Origin of the sequence: Butyricicoccus faecihominis (assembly GCF_024462775.1) — a bacterium.
Lineage (GTDB): Bacteria > Bacillota > Clostridia > Oscillospirales > Butyricicoccaceae > Agathobaculum > Agathobaculum faecihominis_A.
Genome location: NZ_JANGCE010000053.1, coordinates 1 through 20,288, shown reverse-complemented (window position 1 = coordinate 20,288; position 20,288 = coordinate 1). Strand labels below are relative to the sequence as shown.

Sequence of the window (20,288 nt, the reverse complement as noted above, 5' to 3'; positions counted from 1 at the left end):
CCCCCCCCCCCCCCCCCCCCCCCCCCCCCCCCGTCCCGTTTGAGGAGAGGAGAAAGAAGCTGTGTGCGTCTACACAATGTGCCGTGGACGCGCACCTTAATCGTGCATACGCCACATGTTGTTTTTAACCTTCAGGTACTCGTGCAGGCCGTAGGTGCCGTATTCGCGGCCCGTTCCGCTGTTTTTATTGCCGCCGAACGGACAGGCCATATGCATGCCGTTGGGCAGGTTGACCCAAACCGAGCCCGCGTTGAGCCGCCGCCCGATCTGATACGCCTTTTTCAGGTCTTCGGTAAAGATATTCGCGCCAAGGCCGAAGTCCGTCGCGTTGGCCAGCTCGATCGCGTCCTCCAGCTCGGTATAGGTCGCCACGCAAAGCACCGGGCCGAATATCTCCTGCCGCCAAGCGTCCATATCGGGCATTACGCCGGTCAGGATGGTCGGGCGGTAGAACGGCCCCTCCGCGCACAGGCCCTCCATATACCGTTCGCCGCCATAATACAGCGCCGCGCCCTGCTCGACCGCGCGGCGCACGTGGCCGTGCACCCGGTTCAAATGTTCCATGCTAATGAGCGCGCCCATGCGGGTCTCATCGTCCAGCGGGTCGCCGATGCGGACCTGATCGCACTTTTGGGCCAGCAGCTCCAAATACGCGTCCTTCACGCTCTCGTGCACGATGGCGCGCGTCATCGCGCAGCACACCTCGCCTTGGTTAAAGGTGAAGCCCTCGATCTGGCAGGTGGTCGCAATATCGAGATCGGCGTCCGGCTCGATGATCACACCGCCCTTGCCGCCCAGTTCGAGCACCAGCTTTTTGATGACCTTGGATGCGGCGGACAGGTGCATCAGCTGCCGCCCGACCTCTTCCGAGCCGGTAAAACCGACCACGTCCACCTCCGGGTCGCGCACCAGCCATTCGCCGACCGTCGCGCCGCTGCCCTGCACCAGATTGACCACGCCGCGCGGGAACCCGGCCTCCTCGCACGCTTCCGCGACCATGGCCGCGGTCGTCGGCGTAATGGACGAACCCTTGATCACGCAGGTATTGCCCGCCGCCAGCGCGGGCGCCATTGAACGCGTGAGCAGGTGAATCGGGAAGTTATAGGGCGCGATGATCGCGGCCACGCCGTACGGCTCGTAGGTGACAAAATCAAAATCCCGGAAATTGCAATCGCCCAGCGGGATCACATCGCCCTTGATCTCAAGGGCGAGACCCGCAAAGTACTCGAACGCCCAAATGGCGACGCGGGTATCGAATCCAAACGTATCGAACACCGGCTTGCCTGTCTCGGCCGCTTCGACCTCCGCCATTTCGCGCTGCCTGCGCCGCATGACGGCGGCGGCTTTCCGCATATAGCCCGCGCGCGTTTCCGCGTCCAGCCCGGCCCACAGGGGGGCCGCCGCCCGGGCGGCGCGGCACGCCTCGGCCACGTCGGCCTGCGTGGAAACCGCGAATTCGTTCACCGCCGCGCCGGTCGCCTTGTTATACGAGGCGAACCTTTTTCCCTCCGACCCGCCGCGCCACGCGCCGTCGATAAAAAGCGGAAAATAACGCATGAATAAAACCTCCTCACTCAATGGACGCGCGCATGATCGCGTCCTGATCAAACTGTGCCTTTGTGAATTCGCCGTTGATGCGGCCGCTGCGCACGACCAAAATGCGGTCGCAAATACCGAGCAGCTCGGGCAGCTCGGACGAAATGACGATCACGGCCACGCCCTTTGCGGTCAGCCGGTGGATCAGCGTATAAATTTCCGCCTTCGCGCCCACATCGATGCCGCGCGTCGGCTCGTCAAGGATCATAATGGAGGGCTCGGCCGCCATCCACTTGGCCAAAATGCCCTTTTGCTGGTTGCCGCCGCTGAAATTGCCGATCTTCCGGCGCGCATCGTTCGGGCGAATCTGTAAATCCTCCATGCTGCGTGCGACCAGCGCGGCCTTGCGGCTGGGGATAAAGGCGCCCGCGACCGTGAGCCGGTCGTGGCTTGCCAGACAGATGTTATCCGCCATGGACAGGCCGAGCACCGCGCCTTCGTTTTTGCGATCCTCCGGCACGAGCGCGATACCCGCCGCGCGGGCCTGCTGCGGCGAACGGATCCGCACGGGCTTGCCGCCCACCAGCACCTCGCCTCCGCTCGGCGTGAGCGCGCCGAAGATCGCTTTCATGATTTCGCTGCGGCCCGCGCCCACCAGACCGGAAAATCCCAGCGTTTCGCCCCGGCGCACCGCGAAGCTCACATCGCGGAACAGCGTGGGGTGGGTCAGCCCGCGCACCTCCAGCGCGGTCTCCGACCCGATCGCGTTGTGCTTGGGCGGGTAGTATTCGCTCAGTTCGCGGCCCACCATCAAGCTGACGATACGGTCCTTTTCCACAGTACGCGCGCCGTTGTCCAGCGTTTGGATGAATCGTCCGTCGCGCAAAACGGTAATGCGGTCGCACATCTGGAGGATCTCCTCCAAACGGTGCGAAATGTAAATGATCGAAATACCCTTGGCCGTCAGCTCGCGCATGACGCGAAACAGGCTTTCGGTTTCCTTGTTCGTGAGCACGGCGGTCGGTTCGTCCATGACGAGTATCTCGATATCGTTGAAGATCGCCTTGCCGATCTCGACCAGCTGCTGCATGGCGACGCTCAGGTACTTGACCTTTTGCGCGCAGTTGCAGTCCGGCACCCCAAGGCGCGCCATGACTTCCCGCGCCTGCCGCTGCATCGCGCCGCGGCTGAGATGCATGCCCACGGTGGTCAGTTCCCGGCCGAGGAAAATGTTTGAGGCGATATCGAGCGTTTTGACCAGATTGAACTCCTGATAGATCACGCCAACCTTGTTTTGCAGCGAATCGTGCGGGCAGGTGATCGTAACCGGCCGCCCGCCGATTTCGATCTCGCCCTCCTCCGGGCGGTAAACGCCGCCCAGCACCTTCATCAGGGTTGATTTGCCCGCGCCGTTTTCGCCGACCAACGCGTGTATTTCGCCCTTTCGCAGGTCAAAATCCACATGGTCGAGCGCGAGCACGCCGGGGAACCGCTTGGTGATGCCCCGCATATTGAGCACCGGCTGCATACTGATCCCTCCCCCGCGCTCACTTTTTCTTTTTCGACTGCGCGAAATAGTCCACCGCGCACACCAAAATGATGATCGCGCCGACCGCGACCGTCTGCCAGTACATGTTGACGTCCAGCATCACCAAGCTGTTTTTGATGATGCCGAGCAGCAGCGCGCCGAACAGCGTGCCGACCACCGTGCCCTCGCCGCCGGAAAGCGCCGTGCCGCCGACGATGGTGGCCGCGATGGTATCCATATCAAAGCTGTTGCCCGCGTTTGGGTTGCCCGCGTTCAAGCGGCCCACCATGATCACGCCCGCGATGCCGCAAAGCAGCCCGGCGAGCGAATACACCAGCACCTTATACCGCTTGACATTGATGCCGGACAGCATGGTGGCGGTCTCGTTGCCGCCAATGCTCAGAATGCGCGTGCCAAACGAGGTATAGCCCAGCAGATAGACCGCCGCCGCGACGATGACCAGCATGATGATCGCCATGATCGGGATCATGCCGATCGAATTGTTGCCAAGGGCGAGCACAAACCCGTTATTCGTTGAGATGGGAAAGCCCTGTGTGATGATGTACGTCAGGCCTCTGGCGATGTTCGCCATGCCCATGGTCACGATAAAGGGCGGCAGGTTCAGCCGGGTGATGAACAGGCCGTTGAGCAGGCCGATCAGCACGCAGGTCAGGACGCCGACAAGGATCGCGCCCCATGAATTCATGCCGATGGACATGAATTTGGTCATGACGATGCCGCCCAGACCGAGCGAATAACCGACCGATAGGTCGATACCCCCGGTGATCATGATAAAGGTTTGCCCGACCGCGATGATCGCGACAAGGCTGATCTGCTTTAAGATATTGACGAAGTTTTGCGTGGAAAAAAACGTATCCGGCCGTGCGACCGACATACCGACGAGGATAAGCACCAGAAAAATAAACATGGCGCTTTCGCGGCGCTGTACGATCTGCTTGAATGAGAGCCGGGCCTTATGATTATCGGGGCTGCGCATCTTGCATCACGCTCCTTGGGGTAAAAAGTTTAAGAAAGGCGGGGCGGATGAAACCGCCGTTCATCCGCCCCGCCGGCCACGCTTTATGATTCGACGAAGGAAGGCTCGTCCGGATAGGTATCGATATTGTCAAGGGTGATCTCGATCGAGCCGGTATCCGTGTAATCCTCCACCGTCTTGCCGTCGCACAGATCGTTCAGCAGATCGAGCACGCTGACGCCCCACGAGGTCTGCCGCTGGGCGACGATGGCCTTGATATAACCATCCTTCATGCCCTGCAGGTTGTCGGGCATGTCGTCAAACGTGATGATCAGGTGTTCGGGGTCGTTCTGCCAGCCCATGGCCTTCCAGACCGATACCGCCGCCGGGCCCGCCGTCGCGTCGATGCCGATGATGGCGTCAAAGTCGCTGTGCGCCTGAATCATGTTTTCCGTCGCGGTGACGGCCTTCTGCGCGTCGCCCTCGCTGGTCTGCGTATCGATGATCTGAATATCCGGGCACTTTTCGCCAAGGTATTCCTTGATGCCGCGAATGCGCTCGTTCAGGCTCATCTGCGTGGGCAGGCCGGTCAGGATCATGATGTTGCCCTTGCCGCCGAGGTTCTTTTCGATCACGGCGCCCATGTGGCGGCCCGCGTTGTAGTTGTCCGTGCCGATGTAGGCCAGACGCTTGCTGTTCGGCGAATCGGTCTCAAAGCAAATGACCTTGATGCCCGCCTCGAGCGCTTTGTCAATGGTAGAAGCCAGCGCGTCCGGGTCGGTCGGGCCGACGGCGATGCCGTCCACCCCCATCGAGATCAGGTTTTCCACGATCTCGATCTGCTGCTGCGCGTTCGAGGAATCGGGCGCCTTGGTGATGACCTTCCAGCCTTTTTCCGCGCCGTACTCTTCAGCGTCCACGCCGATGGGTTCAAAGAACGGGTGGACGATCGGGAACACCACCGCGAAGGTGCGGCCATCCGCCCCGGCATCGCCCGCCGCGTCCGCCGGTTGGCCGGTCTGGCTCGGCTCGTCCTGCTTTGCGGCGGGCTTATCGCCGCACGCGGTCAGAGTCAGCGCCATTCCCGCCGCCAAAAATCCGGCAAAGATCCGTTTTAAATGATTCTTCATCTTTATTTCCTCCTTCAATCCGCATATCCTTGGGCCTCTCTCCCTGTGCTTTTATGCTACCAGATTATGCTTGCCCCGAATAGATAAATTCTTTTGATTAACCTGTCTTATTTTTCGTTTCTGCGCTGCACCTCTGTTTTTTCCAGCCGTGGTTTTCTATAATAAGAGAAAAGAAGTGTAAAGCGCCGCGACCGGGGAAGGAGCCGCATCATGCTGCAATCGTTTACCAAGAAAACCACGTTCCAGCGCATGCTGGTCTATTCCTTTTCCCTGCTGTCCGCCGCGATTATCCTATGCGTGGGCGGGTGGTCGGTGTACACGGTATCCCGCCACGCGGTGAAAAATATGGAGCACACGGTCGAGCAGAGCGCGAATTACATCAACCAAAATACCTCCATCTTGTTTTCAGACGCGATCGCCGCGTTTTCTCTTTCCAAAAATTACAGCGTGTCGCGTTTTCTCGTGCCGTCGGCACAAACCAACGCGTACCGATCCGCGCAGGCGCTGCAAAGCCTGTTCGCCAACTGGCGGCTGGTGCAGGAAAGCGATTCCCCCATTGTCGATCTGAGCATTATCGGCATGCGCCGCAACGCTTACAGCGAACGAAACGGCTTTTTCTACGCCGACGCGGCTTTTCTGGAATCCGACCAATTCACCGAGCTGGCCAAAGCGCCGCGCGCCATCCATATCTGGGGCATGCCCGATCCGCTTTCCGATCAGGCGTGGGAACGCGAGGCGGTCTGTCTGGCGACGGGCATTTTCAAAACCGGCACGAACGAGCTGGCCGGGATCATGCGTGTCAGCCTGCGCCGCAACTACCTGACCGATGTGCTGATGGATTCCCGCATTTCAGAGGGCGGCCATGTGCTGATCCTAGACCGATCGGGCACGCTGGTTTTCTCGGACGCGCCCGAGGCCGAAACGCTGCTTTCCGCCGAACAGTGCGCGCGCATCGTTTCCACGGACGGACAGAGCGGCGCCTTCAGCGCCAAGCTGCACGGAGAAAAGTCCCTGATCGCCTACCGGGCGCTGGACCAGATCGACTGGTTCATCGTTTCGACCGCGCCGGAACACCAGCTGATGCGCCCGACCCGCACGATCATTCTCTCGATCGGGCTTTCGCTGTTCGCGGCGGTGACGCTGATCTGCGGTATCAACATCCTCATCTCCCGCGGCCTGTCGCGGCCGCTGATCGAGCTGACCGGCCACATGCAAAAGGCCGCCGCGGGCGATCTGGACGTGATCGCGCCGGTCGGCGGCGGGCGGGAGATCCAGTTTTTGTGCGAAAGCTTCAACGGCATGCTGGTCAATATCAAGGCGCTGATGGCGCGCGTGGTGGAGGAACAGCAAAATTTGCAGCGCAGCGAGCTGAAAGCCCTGCAAGAGCAGATCAACCCGCATTTTTTGTATAACTCGATGGACAGCGCCGTGTGGGCCGCCGAAAACGGCGACAGCAAGGAGGTCATCGACCTTTTGATGTCGCTATCCAACTTCTATAAGCTGACGCTCAGCGGCGGCATGGATATCGTGCCGCTGCAACGGGAAATAGAGCACGCGCGGAGTTATCTGGAAGTGCTGCACATGCGTTACTTCGACCTGTTTGATTACGAGATCCAGACAAAGGGCGACCTCGCGGGCATCATGTTTCCCAAGATCATCTTGCAGCCGCTGGCGGAAAACGCCATCTACCACGGCATCAAGGAGCGCCGCTATCCCGCGGGCGAAAAGGGCAAGCTGCTCATTGCGGTTCGGCGCGAGGACGCGTTTCTCCATATCGAGGTGCGGGACAACGGCGCGGGCATGGCTCCGGACGAGCTAAGCCGCCTGCGCGCGCGCATCGCTTCCGACCAGATCACGCCGGACGCCTGCTATGGCCTGCAAAACGTGAACCAAAGGCTGCGGCTGTTCTTCGGCCCGGCCTACGGCCTGCGCATCCGCGCAGGACCGATGCGGGGCTGCACGGTCTCGCTGTCCGTGCCCCTTTGCTTTGACCGAAAGGAGACCGAGGATGCGTTATAATGTGGCGTTCGTCGAGGATGAATACATGGTGCGCGCGAACGTGGCGCGCAGCCGCATCTGGCAGCAGGACGAATTCTGCCTGATCGGCGAAGCCTCCAACGGCGAGGACGCGCTCACCCTGCTGGAAGCCCACCCGGTCGATATTTTGCTGACCGATATCCGCATGCCCTTCATGGACGGTTTGGAGCTGTGCGCGGCGGTGCGCGAGCGTTGGCCCGCGATCCGCATCGTCATTCTAAGCGGTTACAGCGATTTTTCCTACGCGCAGCAGGCCATTCGCCTTGGCGTGAGCGAATACCTGATTAAGCCGTTCAAAGCGGACGATCTTTTGCGTGTGCTGCGTTCGCAAAAAGAGAGCATTGAGGCCGAACAGGCTGAGCGGCGCCTGCGCGGCCATTTTGCGCTGCAAAAATTTTTGAGCGATCTGGCAAGCGGCTTTTTATCCGAGGGCGAGGCGCGGCGGCAGGCCGATAGCTGGGGGCTCGATTTGTTCCACAGCGGCTATATCGCGGCTGTCGCGGCGGTAAGCTTTGGCGCGGCGCGTTGCTCCCAGCAGGAGGCGCTTCATGGGCTGGACCTGATGCAGGCCGTGGAAGCGCTGCTCGGCGGGCGGCGGGACGTATTTGTTTTTTCCAAGGCCGCGGATGATATCCGTTTTTTCCTTGCCGGCGAAGGGGACGAGCTGCCCGCGCAGGCGCGCCGCCTCGCCGCCGCCTTGCAGGACGCGCTGCTCGCATGCGACGGCGTGAAGGACTGTGCGATCGCGATCAGCCGCACGCAGCACTCGCTGCTGCGGCTGGGCGAATCTTTCGCCGAGGCGCAGTTCGCGCTGACCATCCGCCCGCAGGGGGAGGAACGCACCATTTTGGATGTACGCGACCTGAACGGCGACGTGACCCTGCAAACGCTCACGCTGGGCACGGAGGAAGAGCTGCTGCGGGGACTGCTTTGCTACGGCGGGGCGCAGGATATCCCGCCGTTCCTCGCGCAGCTGCGGGAAAAATATTTAAGCTGCAGCGCGCTGCTGTTCATTCATATCGGGCTGGACATGCTGTCCACGGTGCGCGAGACGCTGACCGAGCTGGGCGTGGACAACGCGGCGTTCAGTCTGGACAACTACCTGCTCGAACTGGGGCTTTGCATGGACCGGCACGATCTGGACGGTTTTTTCGACCTGCTCGACCGGTTGCTGCGCGCGGCGCTCGCCGCCCGTATCGCGCTGCGCGGCCGGAAAAACGGCGCGGTGATCGCGCTGGCGCAGCAATTTGTGCGCGAAAATTACCATGTGCCCGGGCTTTCGCTCACCGATGTGGCGCAGCATGTCAGCATGAGCCCGTCCTATTTCAGCTCGCTTTTCCGGCAGGAGACCGGGCAGACGCTGATCGAATTCATCACATTCACCCGCATTGAGCAGGCCAAGCGCCTGCTGGGCGACCCCGCGCGCCGCACCACCGAGATCTCGTTCGACGTCGGCTTTACCGACCCGAACTACTTCAGCAAGCTGTTCCGCAAGGTGGTGGGGGTATCCCCGCGCGAGTTCCGCGCCCGCCTGAACGGCGCGTAATGCAAAAAAGCAGCTCTTCACACGGGCGAAACGCCTGTGTGAAGAGCTGCTTTTGTGTGATTTCATAGGAAGCGTTAGGCGGACGGGCGCGGGATCATCCCTCGTACTCATCCTCGTTCTCCCAGTTGTGCCAGACCGCTTGCACATCGTCGTTATCCTCAAGCCCGTCGAGCATTTTGCGCATTTTGGCCATGTCTTCCTCGCTTTCGAGGGAAACATAGTTCTGCGGCACCATTTCGATCTCGGCCTCTACAAACGAATAGCCCAGCGTTTCAAGCGCTTCGCGCACGGCGGAAAAATCCTCGGGCGTGGTGTATATCTCAAAGGTGTCCTCGTCGGCCTGAAAATCCTCCGCGCCGGCTTCAAGCGCCTGCATCATGACGGTGTCCTCGTCCTTATCCTCGCGCTCCATGATGATGACGCCCTTTTTATCAAACTGCCAAGACACGCAGTTCGACGCGCCGAGACCCGCGCCGTACTTGTCAAACAGATGGCGCACATCGGCCACGGTGCGGTTGCGGTTATCGGTCAGCGTTTCAACGATCACGGCCGTGCCGCCTACGCCGTAGCCCTCGTAGGTGTTGGCTTCGTATTCGATCTGGCCGTTCGCGCCGGAATATTTATCCAGCGTGCGCTTGATATTGTCGTTGGGCATATTGTTGGCCTTGGCCTTGGCCACGCAATCGCGCAGGCGGGCGTTGAAGTCCGGATTTGCCGAACCGCCCTCCTTGATGGCGATCGCCATCTCCCGGCCGATCTTGGTGAAGATCTTTGCCTTTTTCGCGTCGTTCGCGCCCTTGCGCTTGGCAATATTATGCCACTTGGAATGTCCCGACATGATGGATTTCCCTCTTTCTATACTAACAATAAAATTTAAAACAGATGAAGCGCACAAAAGCGCACTATAATTTTATCAAATTTTTTGCCGCCGCGCAAGTATTCCACGCATATTTCACCGGAGTTTGGACGATACTAGGAACGAAAAATCAAGTAAAGAGGTGATTCGTTCATGAGCAAGCAGAACAATAACCAGAACAACAACCAGCAGAACAACAACCAGCAGAACCAGAACAGCCAGAACAGCCAGAACAGCCAGAACAATCAGAACAATCAGCAGAGCCAGAACAAGAACCAGCAGAACCAGCAGAACAAGAAGAACGACCAGCAGTTCTGATTTTCTCTGCAAAAACAACGGAAAAGCGGCCCTGCAGCAACCTGCAGAGCCGCTTTTTCTATTTTTTAATCAACGCGCGGCGCTTTAATTGGATGCGTCGGCGTCCTCCAGATCGCGGAACTTGATAAACCAATCGCAGAATTTCCATAGCCCAAGCTCGATCAGCAGGCCGATCACGATACCAATCAAAATCCCTGTCATCCGTAAGACCTCCTTTTCGTATCCCTTTACTTGCTATTGCCGGACGGGAAAAACCCGACCTTTACGATGGCGATCAATGTCGCCACGATACCTGCCAGCAGTGCGATTTGCATAAGTAGCCTCCTTAATCCCGTTAAACCCGTTTGCGAATCAAAATATCATCGCGGCTCACGAGGGCGACGTCCTCCTGACCGCGCCGGTTTTGGAACTCGATCTCCCAATAGGGGCGGTGGATCAACTGATAATCGATGCTTTCCGCAAACTCGATCTTGCCCAGCTTGAGCGTGCGCGCAAGAAACCGGCGGGAGGAATACAGCTTTGCACGCGAGGGGAGTTCGCTGCTGGAAAGCAGCGCCTCCAAAACCTCGGCCGGCTCTTCCGGCTGCGTTTCCGTGGCCACAAAGTTGACTTGGTGATCCCGCAGATCGAGCGCGTCCGCAATCTTGCGTTTGTACACGCCGATGATCGACCAGTGCAGGATACGCGCGTCCGCCAGAAAGACGATGGTGCCCGACACCGGGCTGCCGTCCCGCTCGCGCGCCTGATAATCCGTCCGGCCCAGCCAGAACGGGCGGTATACCGCCTTGACCCGCGTGGGCGTCTGTTTCAGCCGGTGTGTCCGCACGACCGACCGGACGGCGTCCTCTCTGGTGGTTGTCTCTTTTACAATCAACATATGAAGCACTCCCCCGCCGTAAACTGTTCGCGCGTCGTCAACGATCCGAGGATCCGTCCTCCGCGCGCATGGTTTTGATCGCCTCCGGAATGCCCTTGATCAAAACCATCAGGTACAAAAACCCAAAGGTACCGAAGGATATACCGAGCGTGATCGCGTGAAACATACTCCAGTTCATAATAACCTTCCTTTCCGAAGCGGTTTAATCCATACCGTTTGCCAGACCGCGCCGTTCGCGGTAAACGCCAACAATCTTTTTCGGCGGGTCCGTCTTCTGCGTCAGGAGCGAAAATACCACCATACCGACAACGGACGAGCCCATCGAGCTAAAGCCGATGACCCAAGCGTCCAGACCGAGGATATAGTTGGTGATCACCGCGGAGAGCAGGCCGAACACCAGCGACGCGCACGCGCCCCACTGGTTCGCCTTTTTCCAGTACATACCGAAGAAGCACGCGACGGCTACGCCGGAAACGAACATCAGCTCCGCCAGCTTGACCACCCAGTAGATCATGCCGCCCTCGTAATAATAGCCGACATACAGCGCGCAAAGCGCGGTGAGCAAAATACCGAGGCGGATGAGGAGCGAGGTCTGCTTATCCGAAAGCTTTTTATTCTGTGGCAGCAGCGGCCCGATGATATCCTGCGGGATCATGGAGGCGCAGGTCATATAATAGGTATCCGCGGTGGACATAAAGGCCGACAGCATACCGGCGACGATCAGCCCTAGCAAGCCGGTCGGCACGATGGCCAGCATGGTTTCCGCATAGGCCGTGATGCCGCTTGTCAGGTTCGGCACAATGATCAGGCCGGCGGCGCCGATGATGACCGGGAAGCACGCGCGGGCCAAAAACGACGAGTAACCAAGGGTAGAGCCCTTGTAGCCCTCGCGCACCGAGCGGCAGGAGCACACGCGCGTGAGCGAGGTCGGATAGACCGCCATTGCGATAAAGAAATAAATAATCTGATACCAGATCGTGGGCATGCCGTAGCACGCCACCGGGTTGACGCCGGGCTCGCCCAGCGCGGCATACACGCCGTTGTACAGCGCGTCCCAGCCGCCCACGTGCACGATCGCGATAACGGAGCAAAGCGGAATGACAAGACCCAGAATCAAAAACTGCACCAGATCGGTCAGCACAACCGACCACATGCCGCCCGTAACGGTGTAGGCCAAGGCCAAGATCAGCATCAGCGTCATGACCAGCTTGGGATCGGTGCCGAGGAACACGCCGAACATGTTGCCGAGGCCCTGCAAAAACGTGCCGAGCATGACGAGGAACGCCGCGACCATGGCAAAACCGGCGATCGCGCGCGCTACTTTTCCGTAGCGGAATTCCATGATCTCCGGAATGGTCATGATCTTGAGCCGGCGCACCCATACGGCAAAATAACCGCCCATGCCGGCGAGTACCGAGCCGATCACGATCACCACGCCGAGGAACATGGCGGACAGGCCGTTGTTATAGCCCGCCTCCGCCTGATAGACCATGGTGATGGCGCCCCATTCACCGGCCACGACGCTTGCCAGCATAACGTACATGCCGACGTTTCTGCCGGCTACCAGAAGCTCTTCTTTTTTACCATGCGCTTTTTTCGATGCCATCAGACCGATGGCGGTGATGCCGAGGATAAACAGTGCAACGATAACCCAATCCAATGCCGCGAGTCTCATGTAAAATCCTCCTTTTTTCTTTTCCCAATGTCTGTGCAAAAGGTAAGGAGCAGAGCACTTCTGGGACGCCCCGCCCCAGCGCAGTGTAAGCAGACCGCCTCGTCGGGCGATCCGGATATCCGATTAGTTAAACGTTTAATTAGACTATAACACCATGTATTTACCTTGTCCATATCAAAATAAACATTCTTTAAAAATCGTGAATAGCAACGAAAATCTTTCATTTTTTTATGAATGTTGTTGATTGAAAATTGTTTTCCCCCATGCAATACTAAGAAAAGAATAGTTAAACGTTTATATTTCTCCGTTCGAGAACGGGAGAGGGTGGGACGATCAGCTTAAACCGCGCGCGGCAAAACAAATGGAAAAGGAGCTTCGATCATGGAGAAAATCGGTTTTATCGGGCTTGGCAATATGGGCGGGGCGATCTGCAAGGCGCTGATCGCAGGCGGACTGGACGTAACGGTATTCGATTTAAACCCCAAGGCGCTGGCGGACGAGACCTATCAAAACAAGGCGGCGATCGCGGACAGCACCGGCGCGGTGTGGAATGCGTGCGACATTGTATTTCTCTCCCTGCCCTCCTCCAAGCAGGTCGTTCCCATCATAGAGGAATTTATCGCGGCGGGCGTTCAGGGCAAGACCATCGTCGATACCTCGACCAGCTACCCGCAGACGACGCGCGCGCTTTACGCGCGCATCAAGGCGGCAGGCGGCCAGCTGGTCGATCTGGCGATTTCGGGCGCGCCCGCGGACGCGCAGAACGGCAAGCTGATGGCGCTTTTCGGCGGCGACGCGGCAATGCATGAAAAGCTCGCGCCGATCGTGCGCTGCTTTGCCGACCGGTACCCTAATTTAGGCGAGAGCGGCGCGGGCCACGTGGCCAAGATCCTGTTCAACTTCGTGGCCATGAGTTACGTCAATATCTACGCCATGGCTTTTCCGCTCGCGCAAAAGCTGGGGCTCGATATGGATCAGGTTTATGAATTGCTGCTCAGCACCGGCATGGGCTGCGGCACCATGCAGTTCTACGTGCCCAAAATGATCCACCAGACGTACGAGATGGCGTTCGCCCTTGAACTGGCGCACAAGGATCTGTCCTATTGCCGCAGCCTGTTCGAGGAATTTCAGGTGCCTGCCTTTTTGCTGGACGGCGAATTGGCCATGCTGCGCACCGCGATCCGCGACGGCAAGGGCAAAATGGATTACAGCGCCTGCATCGGCACGATGTTTGAATTTTTTGAGGGCAAGTAAAGACCTTCCCATAACGGAAGGCGGAAAAGAGTGCTATTATGCTGAAATGCTTTGATTTGACCGGCCAGACCGCGATTGTGACCGGCGCAAGCAAGGGGCTGGGCGAGGGCTTTGCCCACGCGCTCGCGCAGAGCGGGGCCGACCTTTTTCTGGCGGCGCGCCATCCGGAGGGCTTACAGCGGGTGGCAGACGAGATTCGCGCGGCGTACGGGGTGCGGTGCCACTGGTGCGCGGCGGATATCGCCAAGCCCGGCGACCCGGACCGCATCGCCGCCGCCTGTACGGACGTTTACGGCAAGATCGACATTCTGGTCAACAACGCAGCGGCCATGCGCAATAACAAGCCCCCGCAGCAGACCACGCCGGAGGAATTCGAGGCGGTCATGTACCCCAACGTGATCGGCACCTACGCGCTTTGCCGCGCGGTGGGCGAAGTGATGCGGCGGCAGAAAAAGGGCAAGATCGTCAACATTTCTTCCATGTCGGCGCTGATCGTCAACCGCGGCGTATACGGCGGTTCCTACGAGGTCTCCAAGGCTGCGGTCGCCATGCTGACCAAAACGCTCGCGGTCGAATGGGCGGGCGACGGCATCAATGTCAACGCGATCTGCCCCGGCTATTACGGCACCGAGCCCAACCGCCGGTTTTTCGCGGCCGACCCCACGTTCGAGGGCAAGGTGCTCGACATGATCCCCATGCACCGTCTGGGCGAACCAAACGAGCTTTGGGGCGCGCTGATCTTGCTGTGTTCCCCGGCGGCGGACTATATGCAAGGCAGCGTGATCACCGTGGACGGCGGCTACACACTTTGGTGAGGAGGAAAGAACCCGATTATGAAATGCTTTGATACTTATTTTCCGACCAAGCTGATCTTCGGCGCGGGAACCATCGCCCGGCTTGGCGAGACCGCGAAGGCGTACGGCAAAAAGGCGATGATCGTCACCACGGGCGACGATATGAAAAACTTTGGCATTCTCGACAAGGCGACCGCGTCGCTCGAAAGCGCGGGCGTGGCCTACACGGTGTTCAGCGGCGTTGAGCCCAACCCCAAGGACCACAACGTGGACGAGGGCGTTTTGCTCTTTGCGCGCGAGGGCTGCGACATGACGATCGGCCTTGGCGGCGGCAGCGCGATGGACGGCGCCAAAGCGATCTCGATGATCAGCCGCAACGGCGGCGTGGTCATGGACTACATGCCCGGCCAAGCGCGCGCCGCGGAACAGCTGACAGAGACCAACCCCTGCATCTGCGTGACGACCACGGCGGGCACCGGTTCGGAAGCGACGTATTTTTCCGTGATCACCAACACCAAGACGCATGAAAAGCCCGGTCTCGGCTGCCCCTGCATGATGCCCGTGGCTTCCATCATCGACCCCGAGCTGATGCTTTCACTGCCGCGCGGCGTGACCGCGCAAACCGGCGTGGATGTGTTTTTCCACGCCATGGAGGCTTATCTTTCCACCGTGGCGACGCCGTATACCGAAATGGTCTCCTTAGAAGCCATGCGGCTGACGGCGCAGTACCTGCCGCGCGTGCTCGACCACCCGGACGATCTGGAAGCGCGCGGTAAAATGGCTTGGGCCAATACGCTGGGCGGCATGGCGATCGTTTTGGCCGCCACCTGCGGGCTGCACGCCATGGGCCACTCCATCAGCGGCGTGACCGACATCCCCCATGGGCGCGCGCTCGCCACCGCGGCGGTCGCTTTTATGGATTACACCTGGGACGCGGACCCGGAACGCTACGCCACGGTCGCCCGTATTCTGGGCGCGGACCCCGCGCTGCCGGACGAGCAGGCCGCCAGTGAATGCGGCAAGCTGATGGAACGGTTCCTGAAAAACAGCGGCATGCAGACGCGCCTGACCGAGCTAAACGTGCGCGAGGACCAGATCGAGGAAATCGCGGACGTTACCTGCAGCGCCATGGCCTTTTGCATGGGCGTGACGCTGAAAAAACTGGAGCGCGCCGATATTGTGGAAATGCTGCACATGTCTTTATGAAAACATAAAAGGAGTGAATCAAATATGCACGAGGAATTTTGGGTTGATCTGCTGCGCGTTCACTGCTATCCCTCAAGGGACGAATTGGGCGCGTCCTGCGCAAAGTTTGCCGCCGAGCAGATCCGGGCCATCCTTGCGGAAAAAGAAGAGGCGAACCTGATCTTTGCTTCCTCCCCCTCGCAAATGGACGTATTGAACGCCCTGCGCCGCGAGGACGTGGACTGGAGCCGGGTCAACGCCTTCCATATGGATGAATACATCGGCATCGCGCCCGACCACAAGGCTTCGTTTGTCGGGTATCTGCGCGACAACTTTTTTCAGTACCTTCCCCTGAAAAACACGTTTTATATGAACGGTCTGGCGGAGGATATCGAAGCGGAATGCGAGCGGTACAGCGCGCTGCTGCGCGAGCACCCGATCGACCTGACCTTTGCCGGCATCGGCGAAAACGGCCACATGGCGTTTAACGACCCCTATCTGGCGGACTTTTTCGACCCCAAGCTGGTCAAGCCCAACCTATCGCTGGACGAGGAATGCCGCATGCAGCAGGTGCACGATAAATGGTTCTCCTGCGAGGCCGAAGTGCCGCAGGGCGCGATCACGCTGACCATGCCCACGCTGCTGCGCGCGCCGGTCCTGATCGTCATTTCGCCCAGCGAAACCAAAAGCGCCATTGTGCAGAAATGTCTGGAAGGGCCGATTGGACTAGCCGTGCCCGCCACCGCCATGCGCCTGCACAAAAACGCGCAGCTGTTTTTGGATACGGCCGCCGCCGCCCTGCTGAACCGGTAAAGGAGGCGCTACCCTACCATGCGCACTGTATTGGAAAACGCCGTTATCGTCGCCCCCGCGCGGCTGTTCCGGGGCACGGCGGCGGTAGAGGACGGCAAAATCGCCTTTGTGACCGAAGGGCCGGATTATGACCGCCGGCCGGACGATCAGGTGATAAACGCGAATGGCCGTTATCTTTCGCCCGGCTTTATCGATCTGCACACCCACGGCGCGGGCGGGCACGATTTTATGGACGGCTCGGTCGACGCGATCGCGGCGGCGTGCCGCACGCATATGCGGCACGGCACCACGGCGCTGCTGCCCACCACGCTGTCCTCGCAGGATGAGGAGCTGTTTGAAAACCTATCGAACATCGACCGCGCCGCCGCGCTGCGCAAAGGCATGCCCGAAATTTTGGGCGCGCATCTGGAGGGCCCGTATTTTTCGCCGGAGCAGAACGCGGCGCAGGATAAACGCTTTATCAAGAATCCCTTGCCGGAAGAATACCAGCGGATCTTCGCGCACTGCCCCTCGATCCGTATTTGGTCGGTCGCGCCCGAGCTGCCGGGCGCGCTGCAAATGGGCAACTGGATGCGCGCGCACGGTATCATCGGCTCGGTCGGCCACTCCAACGCGGTCTACGAAGAGGTGCTGGCGGCGAGCGAAAACGGCTACGGCATGATCACGCACTTTTGGAACGGCATGTCCCGCTTGACGCGCAAAGAGGCGAAAATGTACCTTGGCGTGGCCGAAAGCGGGCTGCTCATCGACGATTTGACCGCCGAGGTGATTGCAGATGGTTGCCATTTGCCCCTATCTTTGCTAAAATTGATTTATAAGACCAAAGGGCCGGATCGTATCTGTCTGGTGACCGATTCCATGCGCGCCGCCGGAACGGATGTGACGGAAAGCACGCTCGGCAGCCTGAAAAACGGACAGCGCGTGATCATCGAAGGCGGCGTGGCGTACATGCCGGGCAAGGCCAGCTTCGGCGGCAGCATTGCGACGGCGGACCGGCTGGTCCGTACCATGTACAGGCGCGTCGGCGTCCCGCTGCCCGAAGCCGTGCGCATGATGACGCTCACCCCCGCGAAGGCCTTGGGCGTGGAACGCCGTCTGGGCAGCATCGCGGCCGGTAAGGATGCGGACCTTTTACTCTTTGACGATGATATCCATATCGAGCTGATTATGATAAAAGGGAAGGTTTGGGCCGCCTCATGAGAATTACGATCAAAGATGTAGCCAGCGACGCCGGGGTTTCCACCGCCACAGTGTCTCACGTGATCAACAACACCAAGAATGTGAGCCTGTCCGTCGCGCAGCGCGTGCGCGAATCCATCGCCCGCCTGCACTATTACCCGAACCAGATGGGCGGGGGCCTGCGCAGCAAGAAATCCTATACCGTCGGGCTGATCATTCCCACCATTGCCAACGAAACGTTCGGCCGCCTCGCGGACGCCATTCAGTGCATCCTGTTCGAGCAGGGCTTCAATTTGATCGTATGCAACACCTACTATGATGTGGAAATGGAAAAGCGCGCGCTGGACACCATGCTGATGAAGCAGGTGGACGCTGTTTTCGCCATCCCGGCGGAGGACCGCTGCCCCAAGCTTCAGGAGATCGCCCAGCACCACTGCCCCATCATTTTGCTGGACCGTGTTTTACAGGACTTTGAGACCGACGTTGTCGCGGCGGACAACTACCGCGGCGAACGCATGGCGATCAACTACCTCATCCGCATGGGACACCGGCACATCGGTTATATCGACCGCATGCTGCAACAGTCGCATTCCGCCGCGCAGAAGCAGGGCTATATCGACGCGCTTGGGGAGCACGGCATTCCCTATAACGAGGCCTATGTCGTCAACGCGACCGGCCATTATTACGAAGCCGGTACCGGCGCGGCGCAAACGCTGATGCACCGCTGCCCGGATATCACCGCGATCGCGTGCTACTACGACCTAATGGCCTTTGGTGTGATTCGCGGCCTGCTCGACCTTGGGTTTCGCGTGCCGGAGGATGTTTCGGTCATCGGATACGACAACATGCTGGTGACCGAGGCCTCCTACCCGCGCCTGACCACGGTGGAGACCCCCTTGCAGCAGATCGCGGAGACCGCGTGCGGCCTGCTGATGCGCCGCCTGCAAGAAAATGAGGATAACAAGGACCACCCGCTCGCGGAACCGGCCAAGGAAAAGATCCTGCTGGAACCGAGGCTGGTCACGCGGGAATCCGTCGCCAAAAGAAGCGCTCCTGTAAAGCAGACCCCATAAAAAGGAGTGAAACCATATGAAAATGCTCGTTGGCGGCCGTCCCACGGACGCGCGGGACGGGGCCACCCTATCCGTTTACGACCCCGCCGCCGCGCGGCTGATCGACACCGTGCCCGCCGCGACCAAGCAGGATATCGAAGAGGCGCTGGAAAACGCCGAGCAGGGCGCGAAGGAATGGCGCGCCTGCCCGCTGCATCGGCGCATTGCCGTTATTCGCACGTTTCTGCAAAAATTTGAGGACGCCGCGGAGGAACTGACCGCGCTTTTGCAGCGCGAGACCGGTAAAACGACCGCCGCGGCCCGCGGCTGCATTCTGGGCAGCCGCGCGCTTGGCGAACACTACGCGGAGCTTGCGCGCACACTGGGCGGCGAGACCTTCGCGCCGGACAACTGGGCCGGGACGGAAAACGCGCTGGTGATGACGGTGCGCGAACCGCTTGGCGTTGTTGTGTGCATCCTGCCGTTCAACTTCCCCATTGATTCGTTCATGCACAAGGTGGTGCCCGCGCTGCTCATGGGCAACGCGGTGATTATCAAGCCCGCTTCCGAAACGCCGCTGACCGATATCCGCGTGACCGAGCTGCTGCTGGAAAGCGGCGTGCCGGGCAACGCGGCGCAGATCGTCACCGGCAGCGGCGCGAAGATCGGCGCGTGGCTGACCGCCGACGCGCGCGTGGCGCTCATCAACCTGACCGGCAGCACCCGCGTGGGCATCGAAATCGCGCAAAACGCGGCCGCCCATCTGCACCGGCTGCATTTGGAGCTGGGCGGCAACGATCCGCTCATCATCCTGCCGGACGCCGACCTGAATACCGCCGTGGAGGAGGCGTTCGCCTCCCGCATCGGCAACGCCGGACAGGTGTGCTGCGCGGGCAAACGCTTCCTCATTCCAAGGGACCGCAAGGAAGCCTTTCTGGACGGCCTGATCCGTCGCCTGCGGGCCGTCCGCGTCGGCGAACCGGCCGATCCCCAGACCGATTGCGGGCCGCTCATCTCGGAGCGCGCCGCGAAGGAACTGGAAGAAAACCTGCGGCACTGCGTTTCGCAGGGCGCGACCCTGCGCTTTGGCGGGCGCCGCCTGCAAGGCGCGTACTTTGAACCCACCGTATTGGAGATAACGCCCGAGGTGGACGCGGCGCGGGATCTGGAGCTGTTCGGCCCGGTCTGGTCGGTGCTGCCGTATGACACGGTGGACGACGCCATCGTGCTTGCCAACCACACGATGTACGGCCTGTCCTCCGGCGTTTTAGGCAAGGATTTGTCGCAAATGATGTATGTGGCCAGAAATATACAGGCCGGCGCCTGTGTGATCGGCGGTTCGGGCGCGTACCGGACCAGCGATCAGCCCTTTGGCGGCTATAAAATGAGCGGCCTTGGGCGCGAGGGCGGCCGGTATACGCTGGAAGAACTGAGCCAGCTGAAAACGATCGTACTCAAAACCCCCTACTCTTTTTAACCGCAGCCCGGCTGCAAACAAAGCCCCGGCGCGGGAGTCTGAACGGACTCCCGCG

18 protein-coding genes are annotated in these 20,288 nt (G+C 59.9%); 10 read left to right on the top strand and 8 right to left on the bottom strand.

The features are described from left to right. Positions 1 to 96: 96 nt before the first annotated feature. The 4 genes from NE562_RS17300 to NE562_RS17285 all read right to left on the bottom strand — a co-directional run bounded on the left by NE562_RS17300 (position 97) and on the right by NE562_RS17285 (position 5,170). Complete coding sequence (locus NE562_RS17300) at positions 97 to 1,557, bottom strand: aldehyde dehydrogenase family protein (protein WP_280963667.1); 1,461 nt, start codon at positions 1,555 to 1,557, stop codon at positions 97 to 99. A 13-nt stretch (positions 1,558 to 1,570) separates the two neighbouring features. After that, positions 1,571 to 3,064, bottom strand: a complete 1,494-nt coding sequence (locus NE562_RS17295) for a sugar ABC transporter ATP-binding protein (protein WP_280963666.1) — start codon at positions 3,062 to 3,064, stop codon at positions 1,571 to 1,573. 19 nt (positions 3,065 to 3,083) lie between these two features. Continuing rightward, entirely contained in the window at positions 3,084 to 4,061 is a 978-nt protein-coding gene (locus NE562_RS17290) for an ABC transporter permease (RefSeq protein ID WP_280963665.1), read from the bottom strand. A gap of 83 nt (positions 4,062 to 4,144) precedes the next feature. Beyond that, positions 4,145 to 5,170 (bottom strand): substrate-binding domain-containing protein, encoded by a 1,026-nt coding sequence (locus NE562_RS17285; RefSeq protein WP_280963664.1) that lies wholly within the window; start codon positions 5,168 to 5,170, stop codon positions 4,145 to 4,147. Positions 5,171 to 5,380: 210 nt separating this feature from the next. On the opposite strand from NE562_RS17285, the gene NE562_RS17280 reads away from it, so the two are divergent. Then, positions 5,381 to 7,189, top strand: coding sequence for a cache domain-containing sensor histidine kinase (locus NE562_RS17280; protein ID WP_280963663.1), 1,809 nt, complete (start codon positions 5,381 to 5,383; stop codon positions 7,187 to 7,189). Continuing rightward, the gene (locus NE562_RS17275) at positions 7,179 to 8,753 is read left to right on the top strand and encodes a response regulator transcription factor (protein ID WP_280963662.1); all 1,575 of its coding nucleotides are present in this window, start codon (positions 7,179 to 7,181) and stop codon (positions 8,751 to 8,753) included. The genes NE562_RS17280 and NE562_RS17275 overlap by 11 nt, the downstream gene beginning before the upstream one ends. Before the next feature lie 94 nt (positions 8,754 to 8,847). Here NE562_RS17275 and NE562_RS17270 read toward each other — a convergent pair whose 3' ends face one another. After that, positions 8,848 to 9,591: a YebC/PmpR family DNA-binding transcriptional regulator gene (locus NE562_RS17270; RefSeq protein WP_280963661.1), complete on the bottom strand. Its 744-nt coding sequence runs from the start codon at positions 9,589 to 9,591 to the stop codon at positions 8,848 to 8,850. Positions 9,592 to 9,762: 171 nt separating this feature from the next. Between NE562_RS17270 and NE562_RS17265 the strand changes: the two genes are divergently transcribed. Continuing rightward, positions 9,763 to 9,927 carry a hypothetical protein gene (locus NE562_RS17265; protein ID WP_280963660.1) on the top strand — a complete coding sequence of 55 codons (165 nt, stop codon included), beginning with the start codon at positions 9,763 to 9,765 and terminating at the stop codon, positions 9,925 to 9,927. Between the two features lie 334 nt (positions 9,928 to 10,261). Here the strand turns inward: NE562_RS17265 and NE562_RS17260 are convergent, their stop codons facing one another. Genes NE562_RS17260 through NE562_RS17250 form a run of 3 tightly spaced genes read right to left on the bottom strand, consistent with a single transcriptional unit; the run spans position 10,262 to position 12,479 of the window. Then, complete coding sequence (locus tag NE562_RS17260; RefSeq protein ID WP_280963659.1) at positions 10,262 to 10,804, bottom strand: hypothetical protein; 543 nt, start codon at positions 10,802 to 10,804, stop codon at positions 10,262 to 10,264. Positions 10,805 to 10,841: 37 nt separating this feature from the next. Beyond that, positions 10,842 to 10,982: a hypothetical protein gene (locus NE562_RS17255; RefSeq protein WP_280963658.1), complete on the bottom strand. Its 141-nt coding sequence runs from the start codon at positions 10,980 to 10,982 to the stop codon at positions 10,842 to 10,844. A 24-nt stretch (positions 10,983 to 11,006) separates the two neighbouring features. Continuing rightward, positions 11,007 to 12,479: a sodium:solute symporter family protein gene (locus NE562_RS17250; RefSeq protein ID WP_280963657.1), complete on the bottom strand. Its 1,473-nt coding sequence runs from the start codon at positions 12,477 to 12,479 to the stop codon at positions 11,007 to 11,009. 381 nt (positions 12,480 to 12,860) lie between these two features. Here NE562_RS17250 and NE562_RS17245 point away from each other — a divergent pair, with 381 nt between their 5' ends. Genes NE562_RS17245 through NE562_RS17215 form a run of 7 tightly spaced genes read left to right on the top strand, consistent with a single transcriptional unit; the run spans position 12,861 to position 20,233 of the window. Next, positions 12,861 to 13,733, top strand: coding sequence for an NAD(P)-dependent oxidoreductase (locus NE562_RS17245; protein WP_280963656.1), 873 nt, complete (start codon positions 12,861 to 12,863; stop codon positions 13,731 to 13,733). Positions 13,734 to 13,771: 38 nt separating this feature from the next. After that, the gene (locus NE562_RS17240; RefSeq protein ID WP_280963655.1) at positions 13,772 to 14,548 is read left to right on the top strand and encodes an SDR family NAD(P)-dependent oxidoreductase; all 777 of its coding nucleotides are present in this window, start codon (positions 13,772 to 13,774) and stop codon (positions 14,546 to 14,548) included. An 18-nt stretch (positions 14,549 to 14,566) separates the two neighbouring features. Then, on the top strand, positions 14,567 to 15,733 hold the full coding sequence (locus NE562_RS17235) for an iron-containing alcohol dehydrogenase (protein WP_280963654.1): 1,167 nt from the start codon (positions 14,567 to 14,569) through the stop codon (positions 15,731 to 15,733). Positions 15,734 to 15,757: 24 nt separating this feature from the next. After that, on the top strand, positions 15,758 to 16,525 hold the full coding sequence (locus NE562_RS17230; protein WP_280963653.1) for a glucosamine-6-phosphate deaminase: 768 nt from the start codon (positions 15,758 to 15,760) through the stop codon (positions 16,523 to 16,525). Positions 16,526 to 16,543: 18 nt separating this feature from the next. Then, positions 16,544 to 17,725: an N-acetylglucosamine-6-phosphate deacetylase gene (gene nagA / locus NE562_RS17225; protein WP_280963652.1), complete on the top strand. Its 1,182-nt coding sequence runs from the start codon at positions 16,544 to 16,546 to the stop codon at positions 17,723 to 17,725. Then, complete coding sequence (locus NE562_RS17220) at positions 17,722 to 18,777, top strand: LacI family DNA-binding transcriptional regulator (RefSeq protein WP_280963651.1); 1,056 nt, start codon at positions 17,722 to 17,724, stop codon at positions 18,775 to 18,777. The genes nagA and NE562_RS17220 overlap by 4 nt, the downstream gene beginning before the upstream one ends. 16 nt (positions 18,778 to 18,793) lie before the next feature. Continuing rightward, complete coding sequence (locus NE562_RS17215) at positions 18,794 to 20,233, top strand: aldehyde dehydrogenase family protein (protein ID WP_280963650.1); 1,440 nt, start codon at positions 18,794 to 18,796, stop codon at positions 20,231 to 20,233. The last annotated feature ends 55 nt before the right edge of the window (positions 20,234 to 20,288 follow it).

Bases quoted from the DNA above. Each gene is read 5' to 3' on its own strand.
- NE562_RS17300 (WP_280963667.1), bottom strand. From the start codon at position 1,557: ATGCGTTATTTTCCGCTTTTTATCGACGGCGCGTGGCGCGGCGGGTCG.
- NE562_RS17295 (WP_280963666.1), bottom strand. From the start codon at position 3,064: ATGCAGCCGGTGCTCAATATGCGGGGCATCACCAAGCGGTTCCCCGGC.
- NE562_RS17290 (WP_280963665.1), bottom strand. From the start codon at position 4,061: ATGCGCAGCCCCGATAATCATAAGGCCCGGCTCTCATTCAAGCAGATC.
- NE562_RS17285 (WP_280963664.1), bottom strand. From the start codon at position 5,170: ATGAAGAATCATTTAAAACGGATCTTTGCCGGATTTTTGGCGGCGGGA.
- NE562_RS17280 (WP_280963663.1), top strand. From the start codon at position 5,381: ATGCTGCAATCGTTTACCAAGAAAACCACGTTCCAGCGCATGCTGGTC.
- NE562_RS17275 (WP_280963662.1), top strand. From the start codon at position 7,179: ATGCGTTATAATGTGGCGTTCGTCGAGGATGAATACATGGTGCGCGCG.
- NE562_RS17270 (WP_280963661.1), bottom strand. From the start codon at position 9,591: ATGTCGGGACATTCCAAGTGGCATAATATTGCCAAGCGCAAGGGCGCG.
- NE562_RS17265 (WP_280963660.1), top strand. From the start codon at position 9,763: ATGAGCAAGCAGAACAATAACCAGAACAACAACCAGCAGAACAACAAC.
- NE562_RS17260 (WP_280963659.1), bottom strand. From the start codon at position 10,804: ATGTTGATTGTAAAAGAGACAACCACCAGAGAGGACGCCGTCCGGTCG.
- NE562_RS17255 (WP_280963658.1), bottom strand. From the start codon at position 10,982: ATGAACTGGAGTATGTTTCACGCGATCACGCTCGGTATATCCTTCGGT.
- NE562_RS17250 (WP_280963657.1), bottom strand. From the start codon at position 12,479: ATGAGACTCGCGGCATTGGATTGGGTTATCGTTGCACTGTTTATCCTC.
- NE562_RS17245 (WP_280963656.1), top strand. From the start codon at position 12,861: ATGGAGAAAATCGGTTTTATCGGGCTTGGCAATATGGGCGGGGCGATC.
- NE562_RS17240 (WP_280963655.1), top strand. From the start codon at position 13,772: ATGCTGAAATGCTTTGATTTGACCGGCCAGACCGCGATTGTGACCGGC.
- NE562_RS17235 (WP_280963654.1), top strand. From the start codon at position 14,567: ATGAAATGCTTTGATACTTATTTTCCGACCAAGCTGATCTTCGGCGCG.
- NE562_RS17230 (WP_280963653.1), top strand. From the start codon at position 15,758: ATGCACGAGGAATTTTGGGTTGATCTGCTGCGCGTTCACTGCTATCCC.
- nagA (WP_280963652.1), top strand. From the start codon at position 16,544: ATGCGCACTGTATTGGAAAACGCCGTTATCGTCGCCCCCGCGCGGCTG.
- NE562_RS17220 (WP_280963651.1), top strand. From the start codon at position 17,722: ATGAGAATTACGATCAAAGATGTAGCCAGCGACGCCGGGGTTTCCACC.
- NE562_RS17215 (WP_280963650.1), top strand. From the start codon at position 18,794: ATGAAAATGCTCGTTGGCGGCCGTCCCACGGACGCGCGGGACGGGGCC.